General features: G+C 44.4%; 18 protein-coding genes, 1 pseudogene and 1 other annotated feature. All 19 genes and pseudogenes read left to right on the top strand.

All coding sequences use genetic code 11. The annotated features are described in order from the left end of the window. The first annotated feature begins 5 nt into the window (after nucleotides 1-5). The 19 genes and pseudogenes from BN3261_RS10915 (at nucleotide 6) to dctP (ending at nucleotide 23,588) form a co-directional block, all read left to right on the top strand. Entirely contained in the window at nucleotides 6-1,199 is a 1,194-nt protein-coding gene (locus BN3261_RS10915; RefSeq protein WP_199874116.1) for a PucR family transcriptional regulator, read from the top strand. Between the two features lie 241 nt (nucleotides 1,200-1,440). Further along, nucleotides 1,441-2,778, top strand: a complete 1,338-nt coding sequence (locus BN3261_RS10910) for an aminotransferase class III-fold pyridoxal phosphate-dependent enzyme (protein WP_015525486.1) — start codon at nucleotides 1,441-1,443, stop codon at nucleotides 2,776-2,778. Between the two features lie 18 nt (nucleotides 2,779-2,796). Then, nucleotides 2,797-3,924, top strand: coding sequence for an iron-containing alcohol dehydrogenase family protein (locus tag BN3261_RS10905; protein ID WP_059086246.1), 1,128 nt, complete (start codon nucleotides 2,797-2,799; stop codon nucleotides 3,922-3,924). Between the two features lie 115 nt (nucleotides 3,925-4,039). Then, nucleotides 4,040-4,372 carry a P-II family nitrogen regulator gene (locus BN3261_RS10900; RefSeq protein ID WP_059086245.1) on the top strand — a complete coding sequence of 111 codons (333 nt, stop codon included), beginning with the start codon at nucleotides 4,040-4,042 and terminating at the stop codon, nucleotides 4,370-4,372. A gap of 27 nt (nucleotides 4,373-4,399) precedes the next feature. Continuing rightward, nucleotides 4,400-5,935 carry an APC family permease gene (locus BN3261_RS10895; RefSeq protein ID WP_059086244.1) on the top strand — a complete coding sequence of 512 codons (1,536 nt, stop codon included), beginning with the start codon at nucleotides 4,400-4,402 and terminating at the stop codon, nucleotides 5,933-5,935. Between the two features lie 372 nt (nucleotides 5,936-6,307). After that, nucleotides 6,308-8,926 carry a cation-translocating P-type ATPase gene (locus tag BN3261_RS10890; protein ID WP_059086243.1) on the top strand — a complete coding sequence of 873 codons (2,619 nt, stop codon included), beginning with the start codon at nucleotides 6,308-6,310 and terminating at the stop codon, nucleotides 8,924-8,926. 2 nt (nucleotides 8,927-8,928) lie between these two features. After that, complete coding sequence (locus BN3261_RS10885) at nucleotides 8,929-10,143, top strand: AI-2E family transporter (RefSeq protein ID WP_268872677.1); 1,215 nt, start codon at nucleotides 8,929-8,931, stop codon at nucleotides 10,141-10,143. A 58-nt stretch (nucleotides 10,144-10,201) separates the two neighbouring features. Beyond that, nucleotides 10,202-10,615, top strand: a complete 414-nt coding sequence (locus BN3261_RS10880; protein ID WP_059086241.1) for an EamA family transporter — start codon at nucleotides 10,202-10,204, stop codon at nucleotides 10,613-10,615. Between the two features lie 37 nt (nucleotides 10,616-10,652). Further along, nucleotides 10,653-12,626: a bifunctional metallophosphatase/5'-nucleotidase gene (locus tag BN3261_RS10875; protein ID WP_059086240.1), complete on the top strand. Its 1,974-nt coding sequence runs from the start codon at nucleotides 10,653-10,655 to the stop codon at nucleotides 12,624-12,626. A 7-nt stretch (nucleotides 12,627-12,633) separates the two neighbouring features. Then, nucleotides 12,634-12,744: pseudogene (locus BN3261_RS18285) on the top strand (MarR family transcriptional regulator); the annotation flags it as partial. Between the two features lie 235 nt (nucleotides 12,745-12,979). After that, a complete protein-coding gene (locus BN3261_RS10870) occupies nucleotides 12,980-13,714 on the top strand; it encodes a class I SAM-dependent methyltransferase (protein ID WP_044962204.1) in 735 nt (244 codons plus the stop codon). After that, nucleotides 13,695-14,786: a hypothetical protein gene (locus tag BN3261_RS17965; RefSeq protein WP_235812371.1), complete on the top strand. Its 1,092-nt coding sequence runs from the start codon at nucleotides 13,695-13,697 to the stop codon at nucleotides 14,784-14,786. Before BN3261_RS10870 ends, BN3261_RS17965 begins: the two co-directional genes overlap by 20 nt. Nucleotides 14,787-14,790: 4 nt before the next feature. Continuing rightward, entirely contained in the window at nucleotides 14,791-15,723 is a 933-nt protein-coding gene (locus BN3261_RS10860; protein WP_059086239.1) for a DMT family transporter, read from the top strand. 231 nt (nucleotides 15,724-15,954) lie between these two features. Continuing rightward, nucleotides 15,955-16,491 (top strand): nitroreductase family protein, encoded by a 537-nt coding sequence (locus BN3261_RS10855; protein ID WP_015525501.1) that lies wholly within the window; start codon nucleotides 15,955-15,957, stop codon nucleotides 16,489-16,491. Nucleotides 16,492-16,703: 212 nt separating this feature from the next. Then, nucleotides 16,704-17,732 carry an alpha/beta fold hydrolase gene (locus BN3261_RS10850; RefSeq protein ID WP_015525502.1) on the top strand — a complete coding sequence of 343 codons (1,029 nt, stop codon included), beginning with the start codon at nucleotides 16,704-16,706 and terminating at the stop codon, nucleotides 17,730-17,732. A 201-nt stretch (nucleotides 17,733-17,933) separates the two neighbouring features. Beyond that, the gene (locus tag BN3261_RS10845; RefSeq protein WP_015525503.1) at nucleotides 17,934-19,331 is read left to right on the top strand and encodes an alanine/glycine:cation symporter family protein; all 1,398 of its coding nucleotides are present in this window, start codon (nucleotides 17,934-17,936) and stop codon (nucleotides 19,329-19,331) included. 86 nt (nucleotides 19,332-19,417) lie between these two features. Continuing rightward, nucleotides 19,418-19,664: a binding site (T-box leader), on the top strand. A gap of 85 nt (nucleotides 19,665-19,749) precedes the next feature. After that, complete coding sequence (locus BN3261_RS10840; protein WP_015525504.1) at nucleotides 19,750-20,253, top strand: TRAP transporter small permease; 504 nt, start codon at nucleotides 19,750-19,752, stop codon at nucleotides 20,251-20,253. Continuing rightward, nucleotides 20,254-23,157 (top strand): TRAP transporter large permease subunit, encoded by a 2,904-nt coding sequence (locus tag BN3261_RS18175; RefSeq protein ID WP_330383265.1) that lies wholly within the window; start codon nucleotides 20,254-20,256, stop codon nucleotides 23,155-23,157. Next, nucleotides 23,130-23,588, top strand: a complete 459-nt coding sequence (gene dctP, locus BN3261_RS17950) for a TRAP transporter substrate-binding protein DctP (RefSeq protein ID WP_235812370.1) — start codon at nucleotides 23,130-23,132, stop codon at nucleotides 23,586-23,588. The genes BN3261_RS18175 and dctP overlap by 28 nt, the downstream gene beginning before the upstream one ends. Nucleotides 23,589-23,812: the final 224 nt, after the last annotated feature.

Raw genomic sequence — 23,812 nt, 5'->3', positions numbered from 1 at the left:
TAAATATGGCAGTAACATTGCGTGAGATCATAAAACAGGTACAGCATCTGGAGATGAAGCTGGTAGCAGGTGAGACAGGACTGGATCATGAAGTGTCATGGACTCATATGGTAGACAGCGACACGATTTCTGCATTTCTGCAGGGACAGGAGCTTACTTTTACAACTGGATTAGGATTGAATGAAAATCTGACTCTTCTTCGTCTGGTAAAGGAAGTATGGCGAAACAAAGCCAGTGGAATCGTGATCAATACAGGGCCTTATATCAGTGAGATCGGACAGGATGTTATTGATTTTGCAAATAAAAAGGGATTCCCGGTATTTGAAGTACCGTGGAGGGTTCGAATGGCTGAAATCATGCGGATCATATGTTTTGCAATAACAAAAGAGCAGCAGAACGCAATTGAGGTTGCGACGGCACTGAACAATGCCTTTTTATGTCCGTCCCAGGAAGAACTGTATGTTTCGGCACTGATGAGAAAAGGGTATTTTACAGACAGTGCATATACGGTTGTGAATGTGTGTGTTCTGGAAGACAATGATCGTGTAACAGGAACAAGACTAGAGCAGATTTTATCTAAACTGAGCAGTCATATCCGCTGTAATTATAATGGGATTTTGTGTTGCGCCCAGGATAAGCAGATTCTTCTGGTTTTGTGTGATTATTCTGATGAAGCATGCAGAAAAACTACAGAGAGGATTTTTCAGATACTATGCAGGATGGTATGTCAGAAGGAACAGATTTTTGTAAGTGTAAGTAAGCAGATTTCCGGGATCAGGCAGATTTATAAGAGCTATCAGTTTGCGGAAAAAATGTCTGATCTATTATGTGTCTGTCAGGTTCCGGGCGAGCAAAGCACAGATGGCGGAAAGATTATTTTTTACAAAGATCTTGGGATTTACAGGGTACTGCTCACACTTACAGATAAGGAAGCAATAAAAGAATATCTGGCAGATACAGTAGCTCCATTGTATGAATATGATGAGATGAACCACTCAGATCTGGTCAGAGTACTTCAGTGCTACCTGGCTAACGACTGCAGTGTCAAAAGTGCGTCACAGGAATTGATCGTACATCGAAATACAATTAATTATAAGCTTGGAAAGGCCGCTGAGATACTTGGAAAAAATCTTTCTGATTTTGATGTGCGTTTTCAGCTGAGGCTGGGTTTCCTGTTATATCAGATGAATGAAATGTAAAAGGAAAATGCGGCAGCAGAATAATAATGATTGTGCTGCAGCACAAAAATAATTGGATAGATGTCTATTGCAGACAGCCAGTGTCGAGAGTAATATATGACTCAGATAAGACAAAGGCGTCTGGTTCACAAATGAATGTGGGCCGGGCGCTTTTCTTATTCTACAACAAATAATAAGTTTGTTTACCGCAAAAATGAACAATATTTAAAACTGAATTACAGATAAAGAGGAGGAAGTTATTATGAGTTTAACAGGAAAAGAAGTAGCACAGATGCACAAAGATTATGTGATGCAGTCATGGGCAAGATCAGGAGCAGATACTTTACCGGTAGAAAGAGCTGAGGGAATTTATTTTTACGATTATGATGGAAAAAAATATGCAGATATGGCTTCGCTTCTGGTGTGTTCCAACCTCGGACATGAGCTTCCGGAGATCGTTGAAGCGATCAAGGAACAGGCTGATAAGATGTGCTTCATGGCACCGGCATATGCATCCGAGCCTAAGAGCATGCTGGCAAAAATGCTTGTAGAAGCAGCAGGAGCAGATACATACAAGAGAGTTTTCTTCACAAATGGTGGAGCAGAATCCAATGAGAATGCTATAAAAATGGCACGTATGGTAACCGGAAGAACCAAGATCTTTTCCTGCTACAGAAGCTATCATGGAGCTACACTTGGAGCATCCAATGCTTCCGGTGACTGGAGAAGATATGCAGCAGAGATCGGTGGTGCAAATGGGTTCGTACACTTTATGAACCCTCAGATGTATCGTGACGGATATACAAAAGGAGTTGATGATGCAGAGGTAACGAAAAAATATCTGGATGCGCTGGATCTGCAGCTCAGATATGAAGGCCCCGGAAATGTGGCAGCGATCCTGATGGAGTCTATAGTAGGTGCAAACGGTGTCATTCTTCCTCCAGACGGATATATGGAAGGTGTTCGTGCACTTTGTGACAAATATGGAATCCTTCTGATCTGTGATGAGGTTATGGCAGGATTTTACCGTACAGGAAAAATGTTTGCATTTATGAATTTTGACATGAAACCGGATATCATTACATTTGCAAAAGGTGTTACCTGTGGTTATGTACAGCTGGGCGGATGTATTGTAAGTAAAAAGGTTGCGGAGTATTTTGAGGAAAATGTTCTTCAGTGCGGACTTACTTACAGTGGACATACACTTGCATGTGCGGCTGGTGTAGCAGCAATGAAATATTATAAAGAACACGACATCGAGGGCCATGTAGCTGAGATGCACGAGATCGTTGCTCCGTTTATGGATGAGATGGTAAAGAAGCATAAATGTATTGGTGAAGCAAGATGTATCGGTTTGTTCGGTGCACTTGAAGTAGTCAAGAATAAAGAAACCAGAGAACCGATGCAGGAATACGGCGTACCCGGACCGGTAATGCCGTGGATATTTGCAGAATTAAAAAAACGTGGCTTTGCAACCTTCGGACGTGAGAACTTTATTGAAATCTGTCCGCCACTGATCATCACGAAAGAGGAGCTGGAAGAGTATCTCCCGATCCTTGATGAAGTGCTTACAATGGTCGATGAAAAATTTTGTGACTGATAAAGCAGGAGGTAGCCTATGAACTGGGATTATCTACAGCCGGTAAAAATTCATTTCGGCAAAGGTAGAGTAAAAGAAATCAAAGAAATAGCCAGAGAGCTTGGCTGCGAAAGAGGCCTTCTGGTGGCAGGACCGTTTTTCTTTAAAAGCGGTCTTGCCGAAAAGGTCATAAAAGAGTCAGAAGGAATGATCGTTGCTTCTTTTGGAGATGTTTCTCCAAACCCGGACGTTGCAGAGGTAGATGCCTGTGCGGAAGTGATCCGGCAGAAAAATATCGGATTTGTGGTAGCACTGGGTGGAGGCAGTCCCATGGATTGTGCCAAAGCAGCTGCCAGTGTAGCTCTGACTTCGGATTCCATCCGTAAGTATCATGGAACCGGAGTAGCAATGCCGGAGAAACATCTTCCACTGATCGCAGTTCCTACGACTGCAGGAACAGGAAGTGAAGTGACCTGTGTATCAGTTCTTTCGGATCATGCAAATGGAAAAAAAGCGCCGATCGTATCAGAGGGATTTTATCCGGCAGCAGCTATCATTGATCCGGAACTTACTTATACAATGCCACCGCAGGTTACGGCAGGAACAGGAATTGATGTTCTTTCCCATGCGATCGAAGGCTATTGGAGCAAAGGTCATCAGCCGATCTGTGATGTACTTGCGATGCATGCAGCAGAACTGGTATTTAAATATGTTTACAGAGCATACAGGAAGCCCGATGATGAGGAAGCAAGGGAGAAAATGTGCGAAGCATCTTTGATCGCAGGATTGGCGTTTACTTTACCGAAAACTACTTCGTCCCATGCGTGTTCATTTCCATTGACCAATATTTATCACATCCCGCATGGCGAGGCGTGTGGCCTGACCCTGGATTATTTTATAAGAATCAATGCAAAAGGCGAAGGTGGTGAACGTGTAGAGGAATTTGCCAGAAGGATTGGATTCAAAGATGCAGAAGAGATGGCGGATGCAGTTCTTGAATTAAAGAAAAAAATAGGATTGCGGTGTGATCTGAAGGATTTGGAGCTTGATGATGATCAGATTGCGGAGCTGGTTCACATCAGCAGACACCCGAACCTTTATAACAATCCGGTAGAGATCACAGACGAGATGCTGGATGAGATGTATCGATATCTGGCCGGAAAGTGAAAGATTTTGATTGAATATTGAAAAAAATAATGATAATATATAGAGAGAGACGATGGAGTCCGGATACTTTGGTATCTGGGCTCTTTTTGTATTTGTGGATGGGAGATGAAGGATTATGAAACTGATCACAGCAATCGTAAGACCTGAGAAAGTGATGGACGTCATCAAAGCACTGGAGCAGGAAGGATATTTTGCTTTTTCAAAATGGGCAATTTCAGGAAGAGGTAAGGAAAAAGGAATTCAGGTAGGGGATGTCCTTTATCAGGAAATGGCAAAAAACATGCTGTATATTACTGTTGGGGACAAAGAAAAAGATGAGGTTGTAGATATTATCATTAACAGTGCAAAGAGTGGGCAGTATGGACATTATGGTGATGGAAAAATTTTTGTTTCCGATATCAGTGAGGCATATACGATCAGTGAAGAAACCAGAGAAGATGATGAATGATATGATTGATGAAGCAGGAGGATATATATGGGTGAAAGAAATAAAAGAACAAAATTAAAAAAATCCATGGGACCTGGTTCGATCTGGGCAGTTGCAGTCGGTTCCATCATTGGATGGGGATGTTTTATACAGGGTGGTCTCTGGACAGAACGTGCAGGTGGACCGCTCCCACTGTTTCTGGGATTTCTGGCAGGCGGTCTTTTAATGATCGTGGTAGGCTACAGCTATTCTTATATGATCGCAAAATTCCCGGTAGCGGGTGGTGAATTTGCCTATGCATATAAAGGCTTTGGAAGAACTGCTTCGTACATATGCGGATGGATGCTGTCGCTTGGATATCTGTCTATTGTAGCTTTGAATGCAACGGCACTTCCGGTATTGGTATCCTATATTTTTCCTGGAGTCTTTAACAGAGGTTACCTGTATACAATTGCAGGATATGATGTATATATGGGTGAAGTCGGATTATCCCTGTTCTTTATCATACTTTTCGGGATCATGAATTACAAAGGGGCGAAATCTGTAGGAAATCTTCAGCTTGCGATGGTCCTTATCATGTGTGCAGCGGTTGTTGTATCAGTCATTGGTGTGATCGCAACAGGACATTTTGATGCTTCAAACTTGCAGCCGGCATACGGAGCCGAAGGCAAGTCTCTTGGAAGCGGTTTTGTATCTATCCTGGCATTGGCTCCGTTCCTTTATGTAGGATTTGACTGTATTCCACAGGCGGCAGAAGAATATGATTTTCCACCACAGAAGTGCAAAATGCTGATCATTTCAGCATTGATCGTAGGTGCTTTGATCTATGGTGCAATGGCACTGGTGACAGATTGTGTTGTTCCCTGGCAGCAGGTTCTGACTATGACAGATGCGAATGGAACTCTTGTAAAATGGCATACAGGTGCAGTTCTTGATCTTGCAATGGGAAAAGTTGGTGTGTGCTTTGTGGCACTGGCAGTGTGCATGGGGATTTTTACCGGTATGAACGGATTCTTTATGACATCCAGTCGTCTTTTATTTGGTATGGCAAGAGCAAAAATGCTTCCGTCAGCTTTTGAAAAGGTTCATCCGGATCATAAAACTCCGTCCATATGTGTTGGGTTTACCATGATCATCTGCTGTATCTGCCCATTTTTCGGCAGAGAAGTGATCGGCTGGGTTGTAGATATGTGTTCCGTAGGTACTGCGTTCGGATATTTCTTTACCTGTGCAGGTGCTTATATTCTTCTGAAAAAATATGGCGATGATACAGATACAAATAAAATCCATCCGGCAGTAGCAATGGGCGGCTGTGTGATCTCTGTTGTAATATTGCTGCTCCTGATCGTGCCCGGTTCTCCTGCATTCATGGCTCCACAGTCCTTTGCAGCACTGATCGTGTGGGTGTTGATGGGAGTTACCTTCTATTTTGTTTCAAAGAAAAATTTTGCGAAAATCACTAAGAGAGAAATGGATTATCTGATTCTTGGAAATGTGCAGGTAGTTCGAGGACTGAGAAAAGGAAAAGATCAGGGAAGAGTTGTACAGGGAAATATTGTAGCTGATCAAAGTAATAAATCTTAAAAGGTAATAAAACGGCTGCAGGCCTATAATACTTTCAGGGTAACAGAAAAACTTCCATTCAAAAAATGGGAGTTTTTCTGTTACCGGAGTATCATATTTGCAAGGTGTGATTTATAAAGTATCTTGACAGAGGTACCGATCCTGTTATACTATTAAAACTGATAAAGGGGAGTAACCTACGTTTGGAAATCTGCGTTTGCAGTGTCGTCAGTACGGTGGAAACATCCGGCGCTGCAGGGAAATGGTGAGACTTTTATTGCATTTTTGTTATGCAATAAGGGTTTCTTTTTTTATATCCTTTTATCAAAAAAATCCTTTATTGCATAAAAAAATTACAGTTGGTGAATATTTGCAAAAAAGGAGGCAAAGGTAATGAAAGAAATTTATCAGCAGACAGTAGAAGAAGTTCTCGAGCGTGTGGAAAGCAGGGAATCAGGGCTTACCGATGAACAGGTCAGACGGTCCAGAGAGAAGTGCGGATGGAATGAGCTTGCAGAAGGAAAGAAAAAAAGTATTTTGCAGATCTTCTTTGAACAGTATAAGGATTTTCTGGTGCTGATCCTGATCGCATCGGCAGTGATATCCGGTATGCTTGGAGATGTGGAAAGTGCAGCAGTTATCGTGATCGTTATTACGATCAATGCGATTTTGGGAACTGTGCAGACAGTAAAGGCTGAGCAGTCCCTGCAGAGCTTAAAGAAGCTTTCCGGACCGGAGGCAAAGGTATTACGTGATGGTGTGGCGGTACAGCTCCCGGCAAGAGAACTGGTTGTAGGAGATGTGATCCTTCTTGAAGCAGGTGATATGATCCCGGCCGATGGAAGATTGATTGAAAATGCAAGCCTTAAGGTCGATGAAAGTGCCCTTACCGGAGAAAGTCTTGCGGTTGAAAAGAGTATGGACATTATTTTGGAGGAAGCACCGCTTGGTGATCGGACAAATATGCTGTTTTCCGGAAGCTTTGTCACATATGGGCGTGGCAGAGCGGTTGTAACGAATGTAGGAATGCAGACAGAGGTTGGAAAGATTGCGGGACTTCTGAAATCGACTTCGGAAAAACAGACGCCACTTCAGGCGAATCTGGATGATTTTGGAAAGAAGCTTTCCATTCTGATCCTGATATTTTGCGGAATTCTGTTTGCAATCAGTGTATTCCGCGGTGAGAAGATCAGCAGTGCATTTATGTTTGCAGTAGCACTTGCAGTCGCAGCGATTCCGGAAGCTTTAAGCTCCATCGTGACGATCGTCCTTTCTTTCGGAACACAGAAGATGGCAAAGGAGCACGCGATCATTCGTAAGCTTCAGGCTGTGGAAGGTCTTGGAAGCGTATCTGTTATCTGTTCGGATAAGACCGGAACACTCACACAGAATAAAATGACAGTAGAAGATTATTATATTGATGGAAAAAGAATCACAGCAGATGCAATTGATGTAGCAGATCCGGCGCAGAGATGTCTTTTAGACTACAGCATTTTATGTAATGATTCAACAAATGAAAATGGAGTGGAGATCGGAGATCCGACGGAAACGGCATTGATCAATCTGGGCAGCCGGTACGGAATCGAGGCTGCTGGTGTAAGAAAGCTTTATCCAAGGGAAGGAGAGCTTCCCTTTGACAGTGACCGTAAGATGATGTCAACACTTCACAGAATTGATTATGAGAACCGGATGATCGTAAAAGGTGCGGTTGACCGGCTTCTGGAGCTGACAGACAGGATCTGGACAAAGGACGGAGTTCGGGAAATCACAGAAGCAGATAAAGAAAAGATCCGGCGCCAGAATCAGGAATTTTCAATGGAAGGGTTACGGGTACTGGCATTTACCTATCGTGAAATTTCGGAGAAGCATGTATTGACGACAGAAGATGAGAACCAGCTGGTATTTCTTGGCCTGATCGCTATGATGGATCCGCCGAGGGAAGAATCAAAGGCTGCAGTTGCAGAATGTATAAAAGCGGGGATTCGGCCTGTCATGATCACGGGAGATCATAAGATCACAGCAGCGGCAATCGCAAAAAGGATCGGGATCCTACATGATCTGTCAGAGGCCTGCGAAGGTGCTGATATTGAAAATATGAGTGATGAGCAGCTGAAGGAGTTTGTCCCGAATATTTCTGTGTATGCAAGAGTGTCACCGGAGCACAAGATCCGTATTGTCCGTGCATGGCAGGAGAAGGGGATGATCGTGGCAATGACCGGAGACGGTGTGAATGATGCTCCGGCATTGAAGCAGGCAGATATTGGTGTTGCAATGGGAGTGACCGGAACCGAGGTCGCAAAGGATGCCGCAGCAATGGTGCTTACAGATGATAATTTTGCAACAATTGTAAAAGCAGTGGAAAACGGACGAAATTTATATCAGAATATCAAGTATGCGATCCAGTTTCTTCTGTCAGGAAACTTTGGTGCGATCCTGGCAGTTCTTTGTGCATCCCTTGCAGGACTTCCTGTTCCTTTTGCACCGGTACATCTGCTGTTTATCAATCTTTTGACAGACAGCCTTCCGGCGATCGCATTAGGCGTGGAGCCGCACAGCAGTGAGGTGATGAATGAGAAACCAAGATCAGCAGACGAGTCAATACTGACAAAGGATTTTCTTGGTAAAATCGGTCTGGAAGGACTGGTGATCGGTATGATGACGATGATCGGATTTTTGACAGGATATCATCAGAATGGTGCACTGCTTGGCAGTACTTATGCCTTCGGAACACTTTGTCTGGCACGTCTGTTCCATGGATTCAACTGCAAATCGGATCATCCGGTTATCTTTACAAAACGTTTCTTTAATAATAAATGGCTTCAGGGAGCATTTGTACTTGGGGCAGTACTCATTACCGTTGTACTGACGGTTCCAGGATTTCATCTCCTGTTTAAAGTAGAGACGTTGGATCTGATGCAGCTTGGCTGTGTATATCTGTATGCGTTTGCAAGTCTTCCGATCATTCAGCTGCTTAAATGGATACGCATGAAATTAAGAAAAAGAGGAGAATGATAGTGGATATAAGTAAAATATCTGTAAAAAAAATCCGGGAGCTTATTGTGTTTACAACATTTCTTGTGGTCGCTCTGTGGAAGTTTGATGTGGTGCTCGATGTGCTGAAAGCAATATGGGGGATCGCATTTCCTTTTGTACTTGGCGGAGCGATCGCATTTGTGACCAACGTGCCAATGAGCTTTTTGGAAAAGAAAATTTTTGGAAGGGTAAAAAAAGAAAATAAGATAGGTGCAAAACTGGCAAGACCGATAAGTCTGTTCCTTACGATCGTATTTGCGGTTGGCGTGATCGTACTGGTGATGTTTGGTGTGATCCCGCAGCTTACGCGGACAATGGGAACTCTGATGATGAGCATCGCTGATTTTATTCCGCAGATGCAAAGCTGGATCCGGGAATTCTCCCATAATAACCAGGAAATCATGAAGCTGGTAGATCAGGTACAGTTTAATCCGGATCAGGCGATCAAGTGGGGGATAAGCCTTCTTGGAAACGGTGCAGGAAATATGATGAATACCACAATGTCAGCAGTGGGTTCCGTAGTCAGTGGATTGGCAACCTTTTTTATTGCTTTTTCATTTGCCTGCTATGTCCTTTTTCAGAAGGAGAAGCTGCATGTGCAGATCCGAAAAGTATTTTTTGCCTTTCTCCCAAAGAAAAAGGCAGATGCTTTTCTTAAAGTCTGTTCTCTGACTTATCGGACATTTGCAAATTTTCTTGCAGGTCAGTGTCTGGAAGCTGTGATCCTCGGCTGTATGTTTGTTGTGATACTGAGTATTTTGAGGATGCCATATGCACTTTTAATCGGAGTTTTGATTGCGTTTACCGCATTGATTCCGATTTTCGGGGCCTTCATCGGGTGTGCGGTGGGAAGCTTTTTGATCTTTATGGTAAATCCGAAACAGGCAATTTTATTTATTATAGTATTTCTGGTGCTGCAGCAGATAGAGGGAAATCTGATCTATCCTCATGTTGTGGGTGAATCCGTAGGACTTCCGTCGATCTGGGTTCTTGCAGCAGTTACGATCGGCGGAAACCTTATGGGAATTGTAGGTATGCTTGTTTTCATTCCGCTGCTTTCCGTGTTCTATACTATCTTTCGGGAATTCGTATATCTGCGCCTGAAGAAAAAGCATATCAAACAGGTGACAAAGACAGAAATAGAGGAATATACGGCGGAGGAAATTGTAAATAGTGACATATCAGAGGGGAAATGATATGATGGACTTGTATTGGGATAGTTAAGAAAAATCTTATATTTAAGGGGGAGTTACTATGTGGTTTGTGTTTGCCTTGCTGTCTGCTGTATTTGCGGCGCTGACCTCCATACTGGCCAAGATAGGTATTGCCGGTGTTAATTCGAATCTTGCAACAGCGATTCGAACGATAGTGGTGCTAGTTATGGCGTGGGGAATGGTTTTCCTCACAAATACCCAGGGCGGGATCGCAGCGATCAGCAAAAAAAGCTGGCTGTTTCTGACCCTTTCAGGTCTGGCAACGGGTGCTTCGTGGTTATGCTATTATCGTGCCCTGCAGATAGGCGATGCATCCAAGGTTGTGCCGATAGACAAGCTGAGTGTTGTGATCACACTGGTACTGGCATTTGTTTTTTTGCATGAGAAATTCACAGCAAAATCGATGATGGGATGTATTTTGATCGGTGTGGGAACATTATTGATGGTTTTGTAAAAAGGCATAAGAAAACTATATACAAAAGGAGAGTGTTATGAAAACACGAAAGAAAATTTCAGCAAGGCTGCTGGCGATCATGCTTATTGCTGCATTGCTACTTCCTCTTGCATGGAATGTCCCGGTGGAAGCAGCCGAGACAAAACAGATCGATGTTTTGTTCAGCCATGATACACATTCGCATTTGAACAGCTTTTCAACCATCGTAGATGGAGAGCAAAAAGAGGTTGGCGGATTTGCAAGGATCAAAACCCTGATCGATGAAAAGAAGCAGGAAGATCCGGACACCTTGGTGCTGGATGGCGGCGATTTTTCCATGGGAACACTGATCCAGACCGTATACGATACGGAGGCGGCAGAGCTTCGGATGCTGGGATATCTGGGGTATGATGTGACGACTCTGGGGAATCATGAATATGATTATCGTTCAAAGGGACTGGCAAATATGCTGGAGGCTGCGAAGGCTTCCGGTGAGACAGTGCCGGCACTGGTAGTGTGCAACGTGGACTGGGACAGCATGGAGCAGGATGGATTAAGCGATGGTCAGAAGCAGATCCGGTCGGCATTTGAAGCCTACGGTGTGAAGGATTATGTAGTAGTTCAAAAAGGAGATGTAAAGGCTGCAGTAGTCGGTGTGTTCGGTAAGGATGCCCTGGAATGTGCACCGACCTGTGAATTAAAGTTCAAGGATCCGGTTGAGGCCGTAAAACAGACGGTAGAAGAGATCCGAAAAAATGAAAAAGTGGATATGATCGCTTGTGTGTCCCATGGAGGAACCTGGGAGGATGAGAACAAATCGGAGGATGAGATCCTTGCAAAAGAGGTGCCGGATATCGACTTGATCATCAGCGGACATACGCACTCAGAGCTGAAAGAGGCAATTCAGCATGGGAACACATATATCGTATCCTGCGGCGAATACGGAAGAAATCTGGGATCACTTTCCATGACACAGAAGCAGGACGGACGGTGGGAGCTGACATCCTATGAGCTGATCCCTGTTTCTGAGGATGTAAAACCGGACCAGGCGACACAGGAACAGATCGATGCCCTGATGGATACGGTAGATAAGAATTATCTTGCCGATTTCGGCTATACAAGGGAAGAGGTTCTTGCTGAAAATGATGTTGAATTCAACAGTCTGGAAGAAATGGGCACGAAGCATGAAGAGTTGAATCTTGGTGATATCATGTCCGATGCATACATATATGCAGTGGAAAATTCCGAGTATTATGATGGTGATCCGGTTGATGTAGCCGTTGTTCCAAGCGGAACCGTGCGGGACACATACACAAAGGGCGATATCACAGTAGAGGATGTTTTTAATTCCTTTTCACTGGGGATCGGAAAGGACGGTGTTGCCGGATATCCGCTGATCAGTGTATACCTGACCGGAAAAGAGCTGAAGCTGGTAGCGGAGGTGGACGCTTCTGTATCGGATTTTATGACAACGGCAAGGTTATATTGCAGTGGATTGAATTTTGCATACAATCCACATCGGATGATCCTGAATAAGGTGACAGATTGTTATCTCACCAGGGCAGACGGAGAGCGGATCGAGATCCAGGATGACAAGCTGTATCATGTTGTGACAGATCTGTATACCGGCCAGATGCTTGGTTCTGTGATGAAAATGTCCTATGGACTGCTGTCTCTTGAACCGAAGGACAGGGATGGAAATCCTATTGAAAATCTGGAAGATCAGGCGATCATGGAGGATGACAGGGAATTAAAGGCCTGGGATGCGATCGCAAGATATATGCAGTCCTTTGCGGATACAGACGGCGACGGAATTGCCAATGTGCCGGAATCTTATGAGACGACACATGGACGTAAGGTTGTGGAGGACAGCAGAAATATCATTGATCTGGTGAAGCAGCCGAATAAGTTTTCGGCAATGATCGCAGGTATTTGTCTGATCTTTATCGTGATCATTGTGCTTGTGGTATTTCTGATCCGAAGGATGATCCGCAGGATCAAAGTCAGAAAAGGAAAGAGAAATTCAAAATAAATATACGGCTGAGATCGTTAAGGTCCGTAAGTCGACGAAATCCCACGTGTCCTCTTCTCTGAAAAATCTGGAGAGCAGAGGTCTGATCGAAAGGATCCAGAGTGCGGACAATAAGAAGCCTGATGATCCCAAAGACCTGTGCATATATGTGGATCATTGCAATGGGACTTCAGCTTCTGTTTTAGGACAGCAAGCATTAAGTAATCGCCTGACTATGGATCAGACATTGGATGTCTGCAGCGTATTTTGGTACGTCTGCGGACATCTTTTTTTGAGATGAATTGCAATTTTTTTTGTAAAATTGTAGAATGAAAGAGCTTATGAAAAAGAGTCATGAAAGAGAGAATCAGGAAATGAATGATAAAATCGCAGTCTGTCTTGGAAAGGGCGGACAGAGAGATATGGCGGAAGCCTTTTGCAGGAGGACCGGAGCGCAGCTTCAGGATAAGCCGGGAGATTTTCTGACGGTGCGGTTTGATTCCAGGGGCGTTTCGCTGTCCGGTTTCGGGCTGACCTATCAGGGGGATTTTGTGGAGACGATGCTTCACAGAGTTACCAGAGGCAGACTTCAGCATGAGATGCTGGTGAAGGCGGTAAAGTCAGATAAGGAGGGAAGGAAGGCCATCGATGCTACGGCAGGAATGGGTGAGGATGCCTTTCTTCTGGCAGCCCAGGGCTATGAGGTGACGCTGTACGAGCAGAATCCGGTGATCGCAGCCCTTCTTAAAGATGCCATTCGCCGTGCCAAGAAAAATATGGATCTGAAAGATATTGCCGGTCGTATGAAGGTAATCGAGGGAAACAGTGTAGAAGGTATGTCAAAGCTTCTTGATCCTGTAGACGTGATCTATCTGGATCCCATGTTTCCGGCAAGACAGAAATCCAGCCTGATCAACAAGAAACTTCAATTGATCCAGAAGCTGGAACCACCGTGTTCCGGGGAAAAGGATCTTTTTGATGCAGCTATCAGAGCAAATCCGGATAAGATCATCGTCAAGCGTCCGCTGAAAAGTGAATGTCTTGCCGGCCGGGAGCCGTCTTATACATTGAAGGGGAAGGCAATACGATATGACTGCTATGTATTATAAAGTCAGACACTATCAATACAAAAATCGAATCGGAAATCTTAAGTCTGAAGCTGTAGGCGTGGTAAGCGGGGAAAAACATTTCCCCATATTTCCTGGAAATATGATTTTCAAGCCACTGACGAAATCCAAACCATTTTCCACGCCACTATATGCTTATGCAGAGGTGTTCTGGTCAACGATCATTAATGAATATTTTATGCCTGCGCCCAGGTATGAACTGGCCATCTGTGAAGGGTATGAGGCAGTAAATGAAAAATATCTTGACTACGGAACGGCAGTACCCATGGCCTATAAAGAAGGGGAATCCCTTTTGAATCTGTTGGAATTTTTTCGGAAATATCCGGATGAAAAGGTAGATATAGATAATTATGTAAACTATTGCCAGATGTTTTATGATTACAGAGATATTTTTGAAGCTGATTTTTTTCAGAAGCATCAGGAAATAGCGGAACAGCTTGCCATGCAGGTGCTGATCTCTGTCCTGAGGGGAGACCAGAATTATCATTATGAAAATGTAGCGTTTCTCTGTGATAAAGATGGCGGGATCATAAGTCTTGCACCTATGATCGATCATGAATTTTCTACGTATTTTATGTTTCCGGACGATATTTCCCGTCATGTATACTGGCTGATGGAATTAAGCAAATCCATCCGCGGATGGGAAGTCCGGCCTGGGGAATATGATAATTTCAAAGATCCGGAAGAACGGAAACTAATGGAAAAAAGTGCCACCTGTATTCATAAAAATCTCCTTTATATAAAAGAACATTATCCGCAGACAACGGAAGAATTTCTGGATAAAGCAGAAAAACTGAAAACAGCATTGACGGAAGCTTCAGAGGATTTTCTGATCCGGGGAAATACGGAATATCCGGACTGTGCGGATTCCAGTGCCTGGCTGATCGGAAAAGCCCGATACAAGGATAAAGATGAAGAGAAAGCCAGCGCTTATGAGGCGGAATTATACGGAAAGGGGAAAAAGCTTGATTTCCGGGACGTAAGTATCAGTGCAATAAATGAAATAAAAGCTGTGATCAGTCAGATGGAAGAAGTTTTGAGAAAGAGAGAATAAACAAATGGAACAAACAAAAACAATATTAAAAAAAACCTGGGTGGTGGCAGCACTTGCCTGCGTCTGCTGTCTCCTCTGGGGGAGTGCGATCCCGCTGATCAAGACAGGATACCGTCTGATGCAGATGGATTCTGCAGATACGGCAAGTCAGATCGTTTTTGCAGGTGTGCGTTTTGCACTGGCAGGAATCCTTGTACTGATCTTTGCATCTTTGCGTGAGCGCAAGGTACTGATCCCGGATCGAACTGTTCTGAAATATGCGGTGCCGGTATGTATGGCTCAGACGGTATGTCAGTATTTCTTCTTTTATATAGGTGTGGCACATACCTCCGGTGTAAAAGGCGCTATTATCACAGGTCTTGGGAATTTTATTGCGATCCTGCTGTCCTGCCTTGTTTTTCACAAGGAAAAAATGACCGGGCGAAAGATGCTCGGCTGTATCCTCGGTTTTGCCGGCGTGGTCGTGATCAATCTCATGGGAAATTCTCTGGATGCAGGTTTTAGGCTTACAGGAGAAGGATTTATTCTGATCGCGCAGTTTTCTTACGGAATGTCCACGGTGCTGATCAATATTTTTTCTAGAAAGGTATCTCCGGTGGTACTCAGCGGAACGCAGTTTACCATGGGCGGGATCATTCTGTTCCTGATCGGAAAAGGGATGGGAGGACATTTCGGAGTGGTAAATGCCGCCGGTATCGGGATTATCTTTTATCTGGCAATGGTGTCTGCGGTGGCCTATACACTGTGGTCAGTGCTGCTTGCCTGGAATGATGTATCCAGGGTAGCGATCTTTGGCTTTGTAAATCCTTTGTTCAGTGTGATCCTGTCTGCACTGGTTCTGGGAGAGGTACGTCAGGCATTTAATATGGGAAGTCTCATCGCACTGTTTCTTGTCTGTGTGGGAATTTATGTGGTAAATCAAAAAAAATCTTCATAAGTGGTATTACAGTTATTGTTCCCAGGCAATATTTTTTGAAACGTGTTGCTGAGAACGGAGTGAACAGTAACGGTCGCAGAATAAATAGTAACGATGCCGGAGTTCTGAAATTGATTTCAATACGGCATTGTGTTAAAATAGCCCCATAAAAAATGTGAACATATAAATCCGTGCCGGAATAACTGCAGGATCCGGAAGCAGATCCGGCACCGGACAGTAAGGAGGAAAAATATGGAATTTCAGAAACTGATCGAAGAGAGAAGGACCATCCGTAAATACAGCCCGGAGAGCAGGATCACAAAAGAAGATCTTCTTGCAGTGATCCGGGCCGCTCAGGAAGCACCCAGCTGGAAAAACTCCCAGACCGGAAGATATTATTGTGTAATGTCCGAAGAGATGGTGGAGAAGGTCAGCAGAGAATGTCTGCCGGAAATGAACCAGGCAAAAGCAGAGAATGCCTCCCTGATCGTTACAACCTTTGTACATAACCATGCCGGATTTCAGAAAGACGGAACACCGGATAATGAGCTTGGAAACGGCTGGGGCTGCTATGATCTGGGACTTCAGAATGAGAATCTGATCCTGAAGGCAAAGGAGCTTGGATATGGAACCCTGATCATGGGACTTCGTGCCGGAGATAAGCTCCGTGAGATCCTTTCCATTCCGGAAACAGAAACGGTAATGGCAGTGATCGCCATCGGAAAAGCAGCCGAAGAGCCTGCAAGACCGAAACGTAAAGATGTGGAAGATATTGTGAGATTTTATTAAATAATAGAAGAAATGCCCGGTACATATCAAAATGTTCGGGCATTTTTTAATGGAAATTAAAGAGCAAAATGGTCTGAAAAGGATTGCCTGGAGGAGTGAATTCTGTTATCCTGTAAGAAAACAGCTGTGACAACATGGAAGGGTTTTGAAAAGCAGAGTTTGGGAGAAGCAAAAAAGCAATACAGTAAAAGCAAGGGAGGTTTTTAACCAATATGCAGATCATACATGAAAATGAATACGAAGAAACCATGAAAAATATCGTAACGCCATATCTTCTGTCTCACAGAAGGGAACTTTATGTACCGGGTGCGGATTATCCGTTTCGTAACGAAAGCAAACGGATCACAGGTAAGATCCATATGCTGCAGTATCTGTCTGATATTGATATGCCTAAAGGTGTGGTAGTCATCAGCCACGGATTCACAGAATCAGCAGTAAAATATGATGAAGTGGCCTATTATTTTCTTAAGGAAGGCTATCATGTATATATTCCGGAGCATTGCGGTCATGGCCGCAGCTATCGTCTTACCGCAGACCCGTCTCTGGTCCACATCGATACATGGAGAAGATATATCCGCGATTTTCTGAAAGCATGCCGCTACATAAAGAAAGCACATCCGGATCTGTCACTTAACTTGTATGCACATTCCATGGGTGGTGCCATCGGTGGTATTGCTGCAGCTTGGGAGCCGGACTGGTTTCACAAGGTGATCCTTTCTTCTCCGATGATCCGTCCTCTTACAGATAATGTTCCGTGGCCGGCAGCCACCGGCATAGCTCTGGAGAAATGCATTTTCGGAAAAGATGAGGAATATGTAGCTGGCCGAAAGCCTTACGATGGCAGCGGTTCTTTTGAGACAAGCTCCGCAACATCAAAACCAAGATACGAGCGATACAAAAATCTCCGTGCAGAACATAAGGAGCTCCAGACCTGGTCTCCATCCTACGGCTGGCTCTGGGCTTCTGCGGAAATGAGCTGGTATCTGCGTCTCTACGGATGGAAAAAATATACGGCACCAATGCTGCTCATTCAGGCCCAGACTGAAGATCTGGTGTCTGTCCGTGCCCTGAAAAATTTTGCCGGAAAGATCAATCGCCAGGGAAAAACAAGCTGTGATTATATCCATATGATCGGAACAAAGCATGAGATCTATGGAAGCAGAGGTAAGATCCTGGAGAAATACTGGGGATATATATTTACATTCCTGGACGATACGGAAAATGATATTGATCACAGATAAGTATTTTTACTACATGTGTATCACATATTTAACAACAGGATTGGTAGCTTTTATTCACTTCCTTTCTTTATCATAGTAAAATTATAAAGCTTTTCTCTTATACATTCGACAAAAAATGTGATATAATCTAACGAATCGTCTTTTTGTACAGACAAACGTACAATCCAAAAAGACAAAATTAAATAAGGGAAGGATTATAGAATGTTATCTGTTATTGAATCAGTGAATGCTGCCGTAAACAATTTTATCTGGGGCGTTCCTGCGATGATCTGTATTATTGGTGTAGGTCTTTATTTAAGTATCCGCACGAATTTTCTCCAGATTCGGAAATTTCCCTATGCCATCAGGGTCACTATCGGACGTATGCTTCGGAAAAGAGAAGCTTCCGATGGAAGTCTGACACCGTTTCAGGCTGTTTGTACGGCGTTAGCTGCTACCGTGGGAACGGGAAATATTGCAGGTGTGGCAGGTGCTATTGCCATCGGAGGACCGGGAGCCGTATTCTGGATGTGGATTTCCGCACTTCTTGGAATGTGTACAAAGTTTTCAGAAGTAACACTTGCGGTACATTTCCGCGAAACCAATGCCAACGGAGATCTGGTTGGAGGACCAATGTATTACATTAAGAATGGTCTAAAAAAACACTGGCACTGGCTGGCATATCTGTTTTCCGCTTTTGGTGTGCTTACTGTTTTCGGAACCGGAAATGCAACCCAGGTTAATACCATTACAACAGCTATTGATTCTGCACTGATCAATTACAATGTGATCGCTGCAGATAATACTTCTACGGTAAACCTTGTTATGGGGATCATCCTTGCGATCCTTGTGGCAATGATCCTACTTGGCGGAATCAAAAGGATCGGCCAGGTTACAGAAAAGCTGGTACCGTTTATGGCATTGTTTTATATTATTCTTGCCGTCGGTGTAGTTATCATCAACTGGAAAAATGTTCCGGGTGTTTTCAGCGCTATCATCAGAGGAGCATTTAATCCGGCATCTGTGACAGGTGGCGTAGTAGGAAGCTTTTTCATGAGTATGAAAAAAGGTGTTTCCAGAGGTATTTTTTCCAATGAGGCAGGTCTTGGTACCGGTTCCATCGCACATGCCTGTGCAGACACCAGAAAACCTGTAAAACAGGGATTTTTCGGGATCTTTGAGGTATTCACGGACACGATTGTGATCTGTACGCTGACAGCGCTTGTCATCCTCTGCAGCGGGGTGCCGGTTGGTTATGGCGCAGCAGCAGGAGCGGAGCTTACCATCAGCGGTTTTACCAGTACATACGGAAACTGGGTTTCCATCTTTACAGCAGTTGCCATGTGCTGCTTCGCATTTTCCACTATCATTGGATGGGGACTTTACGGAGCCAGATGTGCGGAGTTCCTTTTTAAGGAAAAAGCTATCAGACCTTTTATGGTACTGTACTCTCTGGTAGCGATCATCGGCGCAACTGTTGACCTTGGACTTCTCTGGAGTATCGCAGAGACCTTCAACGGTCTGATGGCGATCCCTAACCTGATCGCAGTATTCCTGCTTTCCGGTGTGGTTGTAAAGCTTGTGAAGGAGTACTTCGCCGGAGAAGGAAAGAACGCCTGAAGGAGTTTTTGAAAAAAAAACTTGACTATCAAAACAAACAGAGTTAGAATTGGTTTAACTCATTAAAGAGTTAACACATAACAGAAGTAAATTCCATGAAGGGAATCAGTAAAGACAGAGGAACCGTCTTCAGAGAGCTGTGACTGGTGTGATGCAGCGTCGGAACTGCCTTGAATATCATCCCTGAGAAGGAAAGCCGAAAGTTTCAGACAAGTAAGTAGGTTTTCACGGGTGCTTCCCGTTACAGAAGTCGCGTATGCCGGTACGTTGCAGAATCGTGCTTGTTTCAATGGAGAAACAGGGTGGTTGCGGAATTTTATATCCGTCCCTGAAAGGGGACGGATTTTTTTTATCCAAAACATTTTAAACCACGCGGTAAGGATCTGAAACCGGAAAAATATACAAAAGGGGAAAGAGTATGAAAGTGTACAAAAAACTCATGAACGCACTTGCAGCAGTAGAAAAAATCGTACTGGTCATTTCCACACTGCTGATCCTTGTGCTGACTGTGGGAAATGTATTTTCCCGTAAGGTCATCCATCGCTCATGGTCTTTTACAGAAGAGCTTGTTGTAGCGGTGTTTGTTCTCATCACACTTCTGGCAGCAGCACTTGCCTGCCGTGAAAAAGGAGGGCTGGTAAGTCTGACACTGGTTACGGACCGTCTTCCGAAAAAACTGGAAAAACCATCTGTGATCCTGATCACGGTCCTGAGCATTGTTTTTTCCGCAATTTTATTTAAATATGGAATGGACAAGGTTCTTACACAGCTGGCAAACGGCAAGAGAACTTTCGTATTGAACTGGCCGGAGTGGATCTTCTGGTCCTTCGTGCCGATCGGAGCAGGCTGTATGATCCTTCATTTTATTGAGTACTGCCTCGACTTCTGCCTGAAAAAAGATGATGAAAAGGAGGACAAATAAATGATCAGTGCAATCTTATTTATCTCCTTCTTTGTTTTCCTGATCCTGGGACTTCCCATTGCGATCTGCTTAGGTCTGTCATCTGTATGTGCCATCCTTTATTCCGGTACATCTCTGACGATCGTAGCTACAAATATGTACTCCGGAATCAGTAAATTCCTGCTTCTTGCTATCCCGTTCTTTGTTCTGTCCGGAAACATTATGGCAAAAGCCGGTATTTCCAAACGACTGATCAACTTCGTAGATACCTGCGTAGGACATAAAAAGGGCGGTATCGCCATTGTATGTGTTATCGTAGCCTGCTTCTTCGGAGCGATCTCCGGTTCCGGCCCTGCAACGGTTGCGGCACTTGGAGCAGTTCTGATCCCGGCTATGGTTGAGCAGGGCGGTTTCTCCGCACCGTTTTCCACGGCATTGATGGCAACCTCCAGTTCCATCGCCATTGTCATACCGCCGAGTATCGCATTCGTTGTATACGCTTCTATCACAGGGGTATCTATTGCAGATATGTTTATGGCTGGTATCGTTCCGGGACTTCTGATGGGTGTTGCTCTTGTGATCATCGTTATGATCGAGGCAAAGAAACATAACATTCAGCCATCCCGTGAAAAAGCTTCCGCAAAAGAGCGCTGGGATACATTTAAAGATGCATTCTGGGGATTCCTGATGCCGGTTATCATCCTCGGGGGAATTTACGGCGGTATCTTTACACCAACTGAGGCTGCAGCCGTATCTGTTGTTTACGGTCTGTTTGTTGGTATGGTGATCTACCGTGAGGTTAAGCTCAAAGATCTGTTTGACATTCTTGTGGATTCTGCAAAGACAACCGGTGGAATCATGCTGATCGTAGCGAGTGCTTCCCTGTTCTCTTTTGTATGTACCAAGTTTGGTATTGCAAATGCGGCATCTGAGCTTCTTGCCGGCATTGCACATAATCAGTTTACCTTCCTTCTGATCGTAAACATCATTTTCCTGATCGCAGGATGCTTCATTGATGCAAACTCTGCGATGTACATTTTTATACCGATCATGCTTCCGGTATGTAAGGCTCTGGGCTATGATGTGGTAGCATTCGGTGTTATGGCAACAGTTAACCTTGCGATCGGACAGGTAACACCTCCGGTAGGTGTAAATCTTTTTGTTGCCATTAGTATCAAGATCAAAAAAGGTCTGGAGGTTACTCTTCAGCAGATCTCCAGAGCAGTTATGCCGATGATCGCTGCATCCGTTGCAGTTCTTCTGATCATCACTTATATTCCGGCTGTTTCCACAGCTCTTCCGAAGGCTCTTGCAAAAGAGGGCTCCTATACAGGAGACCAGTCTTCTGACACAGAAAGCCAGAGTTCCAAGGATTCCGGAGACGGAAGTGATTCCTTTAATACTATCGCGGATTACAGTGATCTTGACTGGCCGGAGATGACATGGAACTTCGCATGCTCTACAACTGAAACAAGTACTTGGGCTGACGGAGGACGTAAGTTTGGTGAGCTTATGGAAAAAGCAACCGGCGGAAAAGTCAAGGTTAATATTTACGCAGCAGATCAGCTGACAAACGGAAATCAGTCCGAGGGAATCCAGGCACTGATGAACGGAGATCCGGTACAGATCTCCATGCATTCCAATCTGATCTATTCTGCATTTGACCCGAGATTCAATGTAGTATCCCTGCCGTTTATCTATGATTCCTACGATGACGCGGATGCAAAATTTGACGGTGAGGCCGGAGAAAAGCTGAAAGAGATCCTTGGTGAGTACGGACTTCATTGTATGGGAATCGCAGAGAATGGTTTCCGTGAGCTGACAAACAGCAAGCATGAAGTAAAAACAGTAGACGACATGAAGAACCTGAAGGTTCGTGTGGCCGGTTCCAACCTTCTTATGGAATGCTATAAGAGATGGGGGGCAGATGCCACAAATATGAACTGGTCTGAGACATACACAGCACTTCAGCAGAATACGGTAGAGGGTGAGGAGAACCCGTTGCCTGCGATCGACGCAGCCAGTGTACAGGAGGTACAGCCGTACTGCTCCATGTGGGATGCAATCTATGATTGTCTGTTCTTCTGTATCAACCAGGATATCTATGACAGCCTGACACCGGAACAGCAGCAGGTTGTTGATGAGGCAGGCCAGAAGGCTGTTGAGTATGAGCGTTATATCAACCGTTCCGGCGACGAGGAGATCATGAGCCGCTGGGAGAAGAGCAACGGTGTGACCTTTACAAAGAAAGAGGATATGGATATCGATTCCTTCAAGAAAGCAGTAGACGGAATCGACGACTGGTTTGTAAAGGAGCTTAAGAGTGAAGGCTATGACGATGCACAGGATCTTGTAGATCTGTTTACAGAGGATTCGGTAGATACCGTGGAGGATTACAGTGATCTGAACTGGCCTGAGACAACCTGGAACTTTGCATGCTCCACAACGGAGACAAGTACCTGGGCTGATGGAGGACGTAAGTTCGGTGAACTCATGGAAAAGGCTACCGGAGGAAAGGTCAAGGTTAACATTTACGCAGCGGATCAGCTGACAAACGGAAATCAGTCCGAGGGAATCCAGGCATTGATGAACGGAGACCCGGTACAGATCTCCATGCATTCCAATCTGATCTATTCTGCATTTGATCCACGCTTCAATGTGGTATCCCTACCGTTCATCTATGATTCCTACGATGATGCAGATGCGAAGTTTGACGGAGAGGCCGGAGACAAGCTGAAGGAGATCCTTAACGGCTACGGACTTCACTGCATGGGTATTGCAGAGAACGGATTCCGTGAGTTGACAAACAGCAAGCATGAGGTAAAATCTGTAGATGATATGAAGAATCTGAAGGTTCGTGTAGCCGGCTCTAATCTTCTTATGGAGTGTTATAAGAGATGGGGGGGGCAGATGCTACAAATATGAACTGGTCCGAGACCTACACAGCACTTCAGCAGAATACGGTAGAGGGCGAGGAGAATCCGTTGCCCGCCATCGATGCAGCCAGTGTACAGGAGGTACAGCCATATTGCTCCATGTGGGATGCAATCTATGACTGCCTGTTCTTCTGCATCAACCAGGATATTTATGATGCGCTGACACCGGAGCAGCAGGCTGTTGTTGACGAGTGTGGTCAGAAAGCTGTTGAGTATGAGCGTTACATCAACCGTTCCAGTGATGATGAGATCAAAGCACGCTGGGCAGACAAAAACGGTGTGACCTTCACAGAGAAAAAGGACATGGATATCGATTCCTTTAAGAAAGCAGTAGACGGTGTAGATGACTGGTTTGTTCAGGAACTGAAAAAACAGGGCTATAATGATGGTCAGGATCTGGTAGATCTGTTTACAAAGTAATCTTCATATATGTTTATAAAAAGATAAAATAGCCGGAAAGAGGCAGTTCTGAGAGGATTTTTCAGGACCGCCTCTTTTCTTTGCGGAAAAAAGATTATATACTGATAGCAGTCCGGCATTTGTCGGGCAGGAGATTATTGAAATATGACCGGAACATAAGTAAAGCATATATTCGCATTTATTTTACTGTATGCTCCGGAGAGTTGATAAAGTAAAGGAAGAAA

It is taken from the genome of Blautia massiliensis (ex Durand et al. 2017) (assembly GCF_001487165.1).
In the GTDB taxonomy this organism is placed as follows: domain Bacteria; phylum Bacillota; class Clostridia; order Lachnospirales; family Lachnospiraceae; genus Blautia_A; species Blautia_A fusiformis.
Note: the sequence above shows the minus strand (reverse complement) of the source record. Positions and strands in the feature narration are given on the sequence as shown.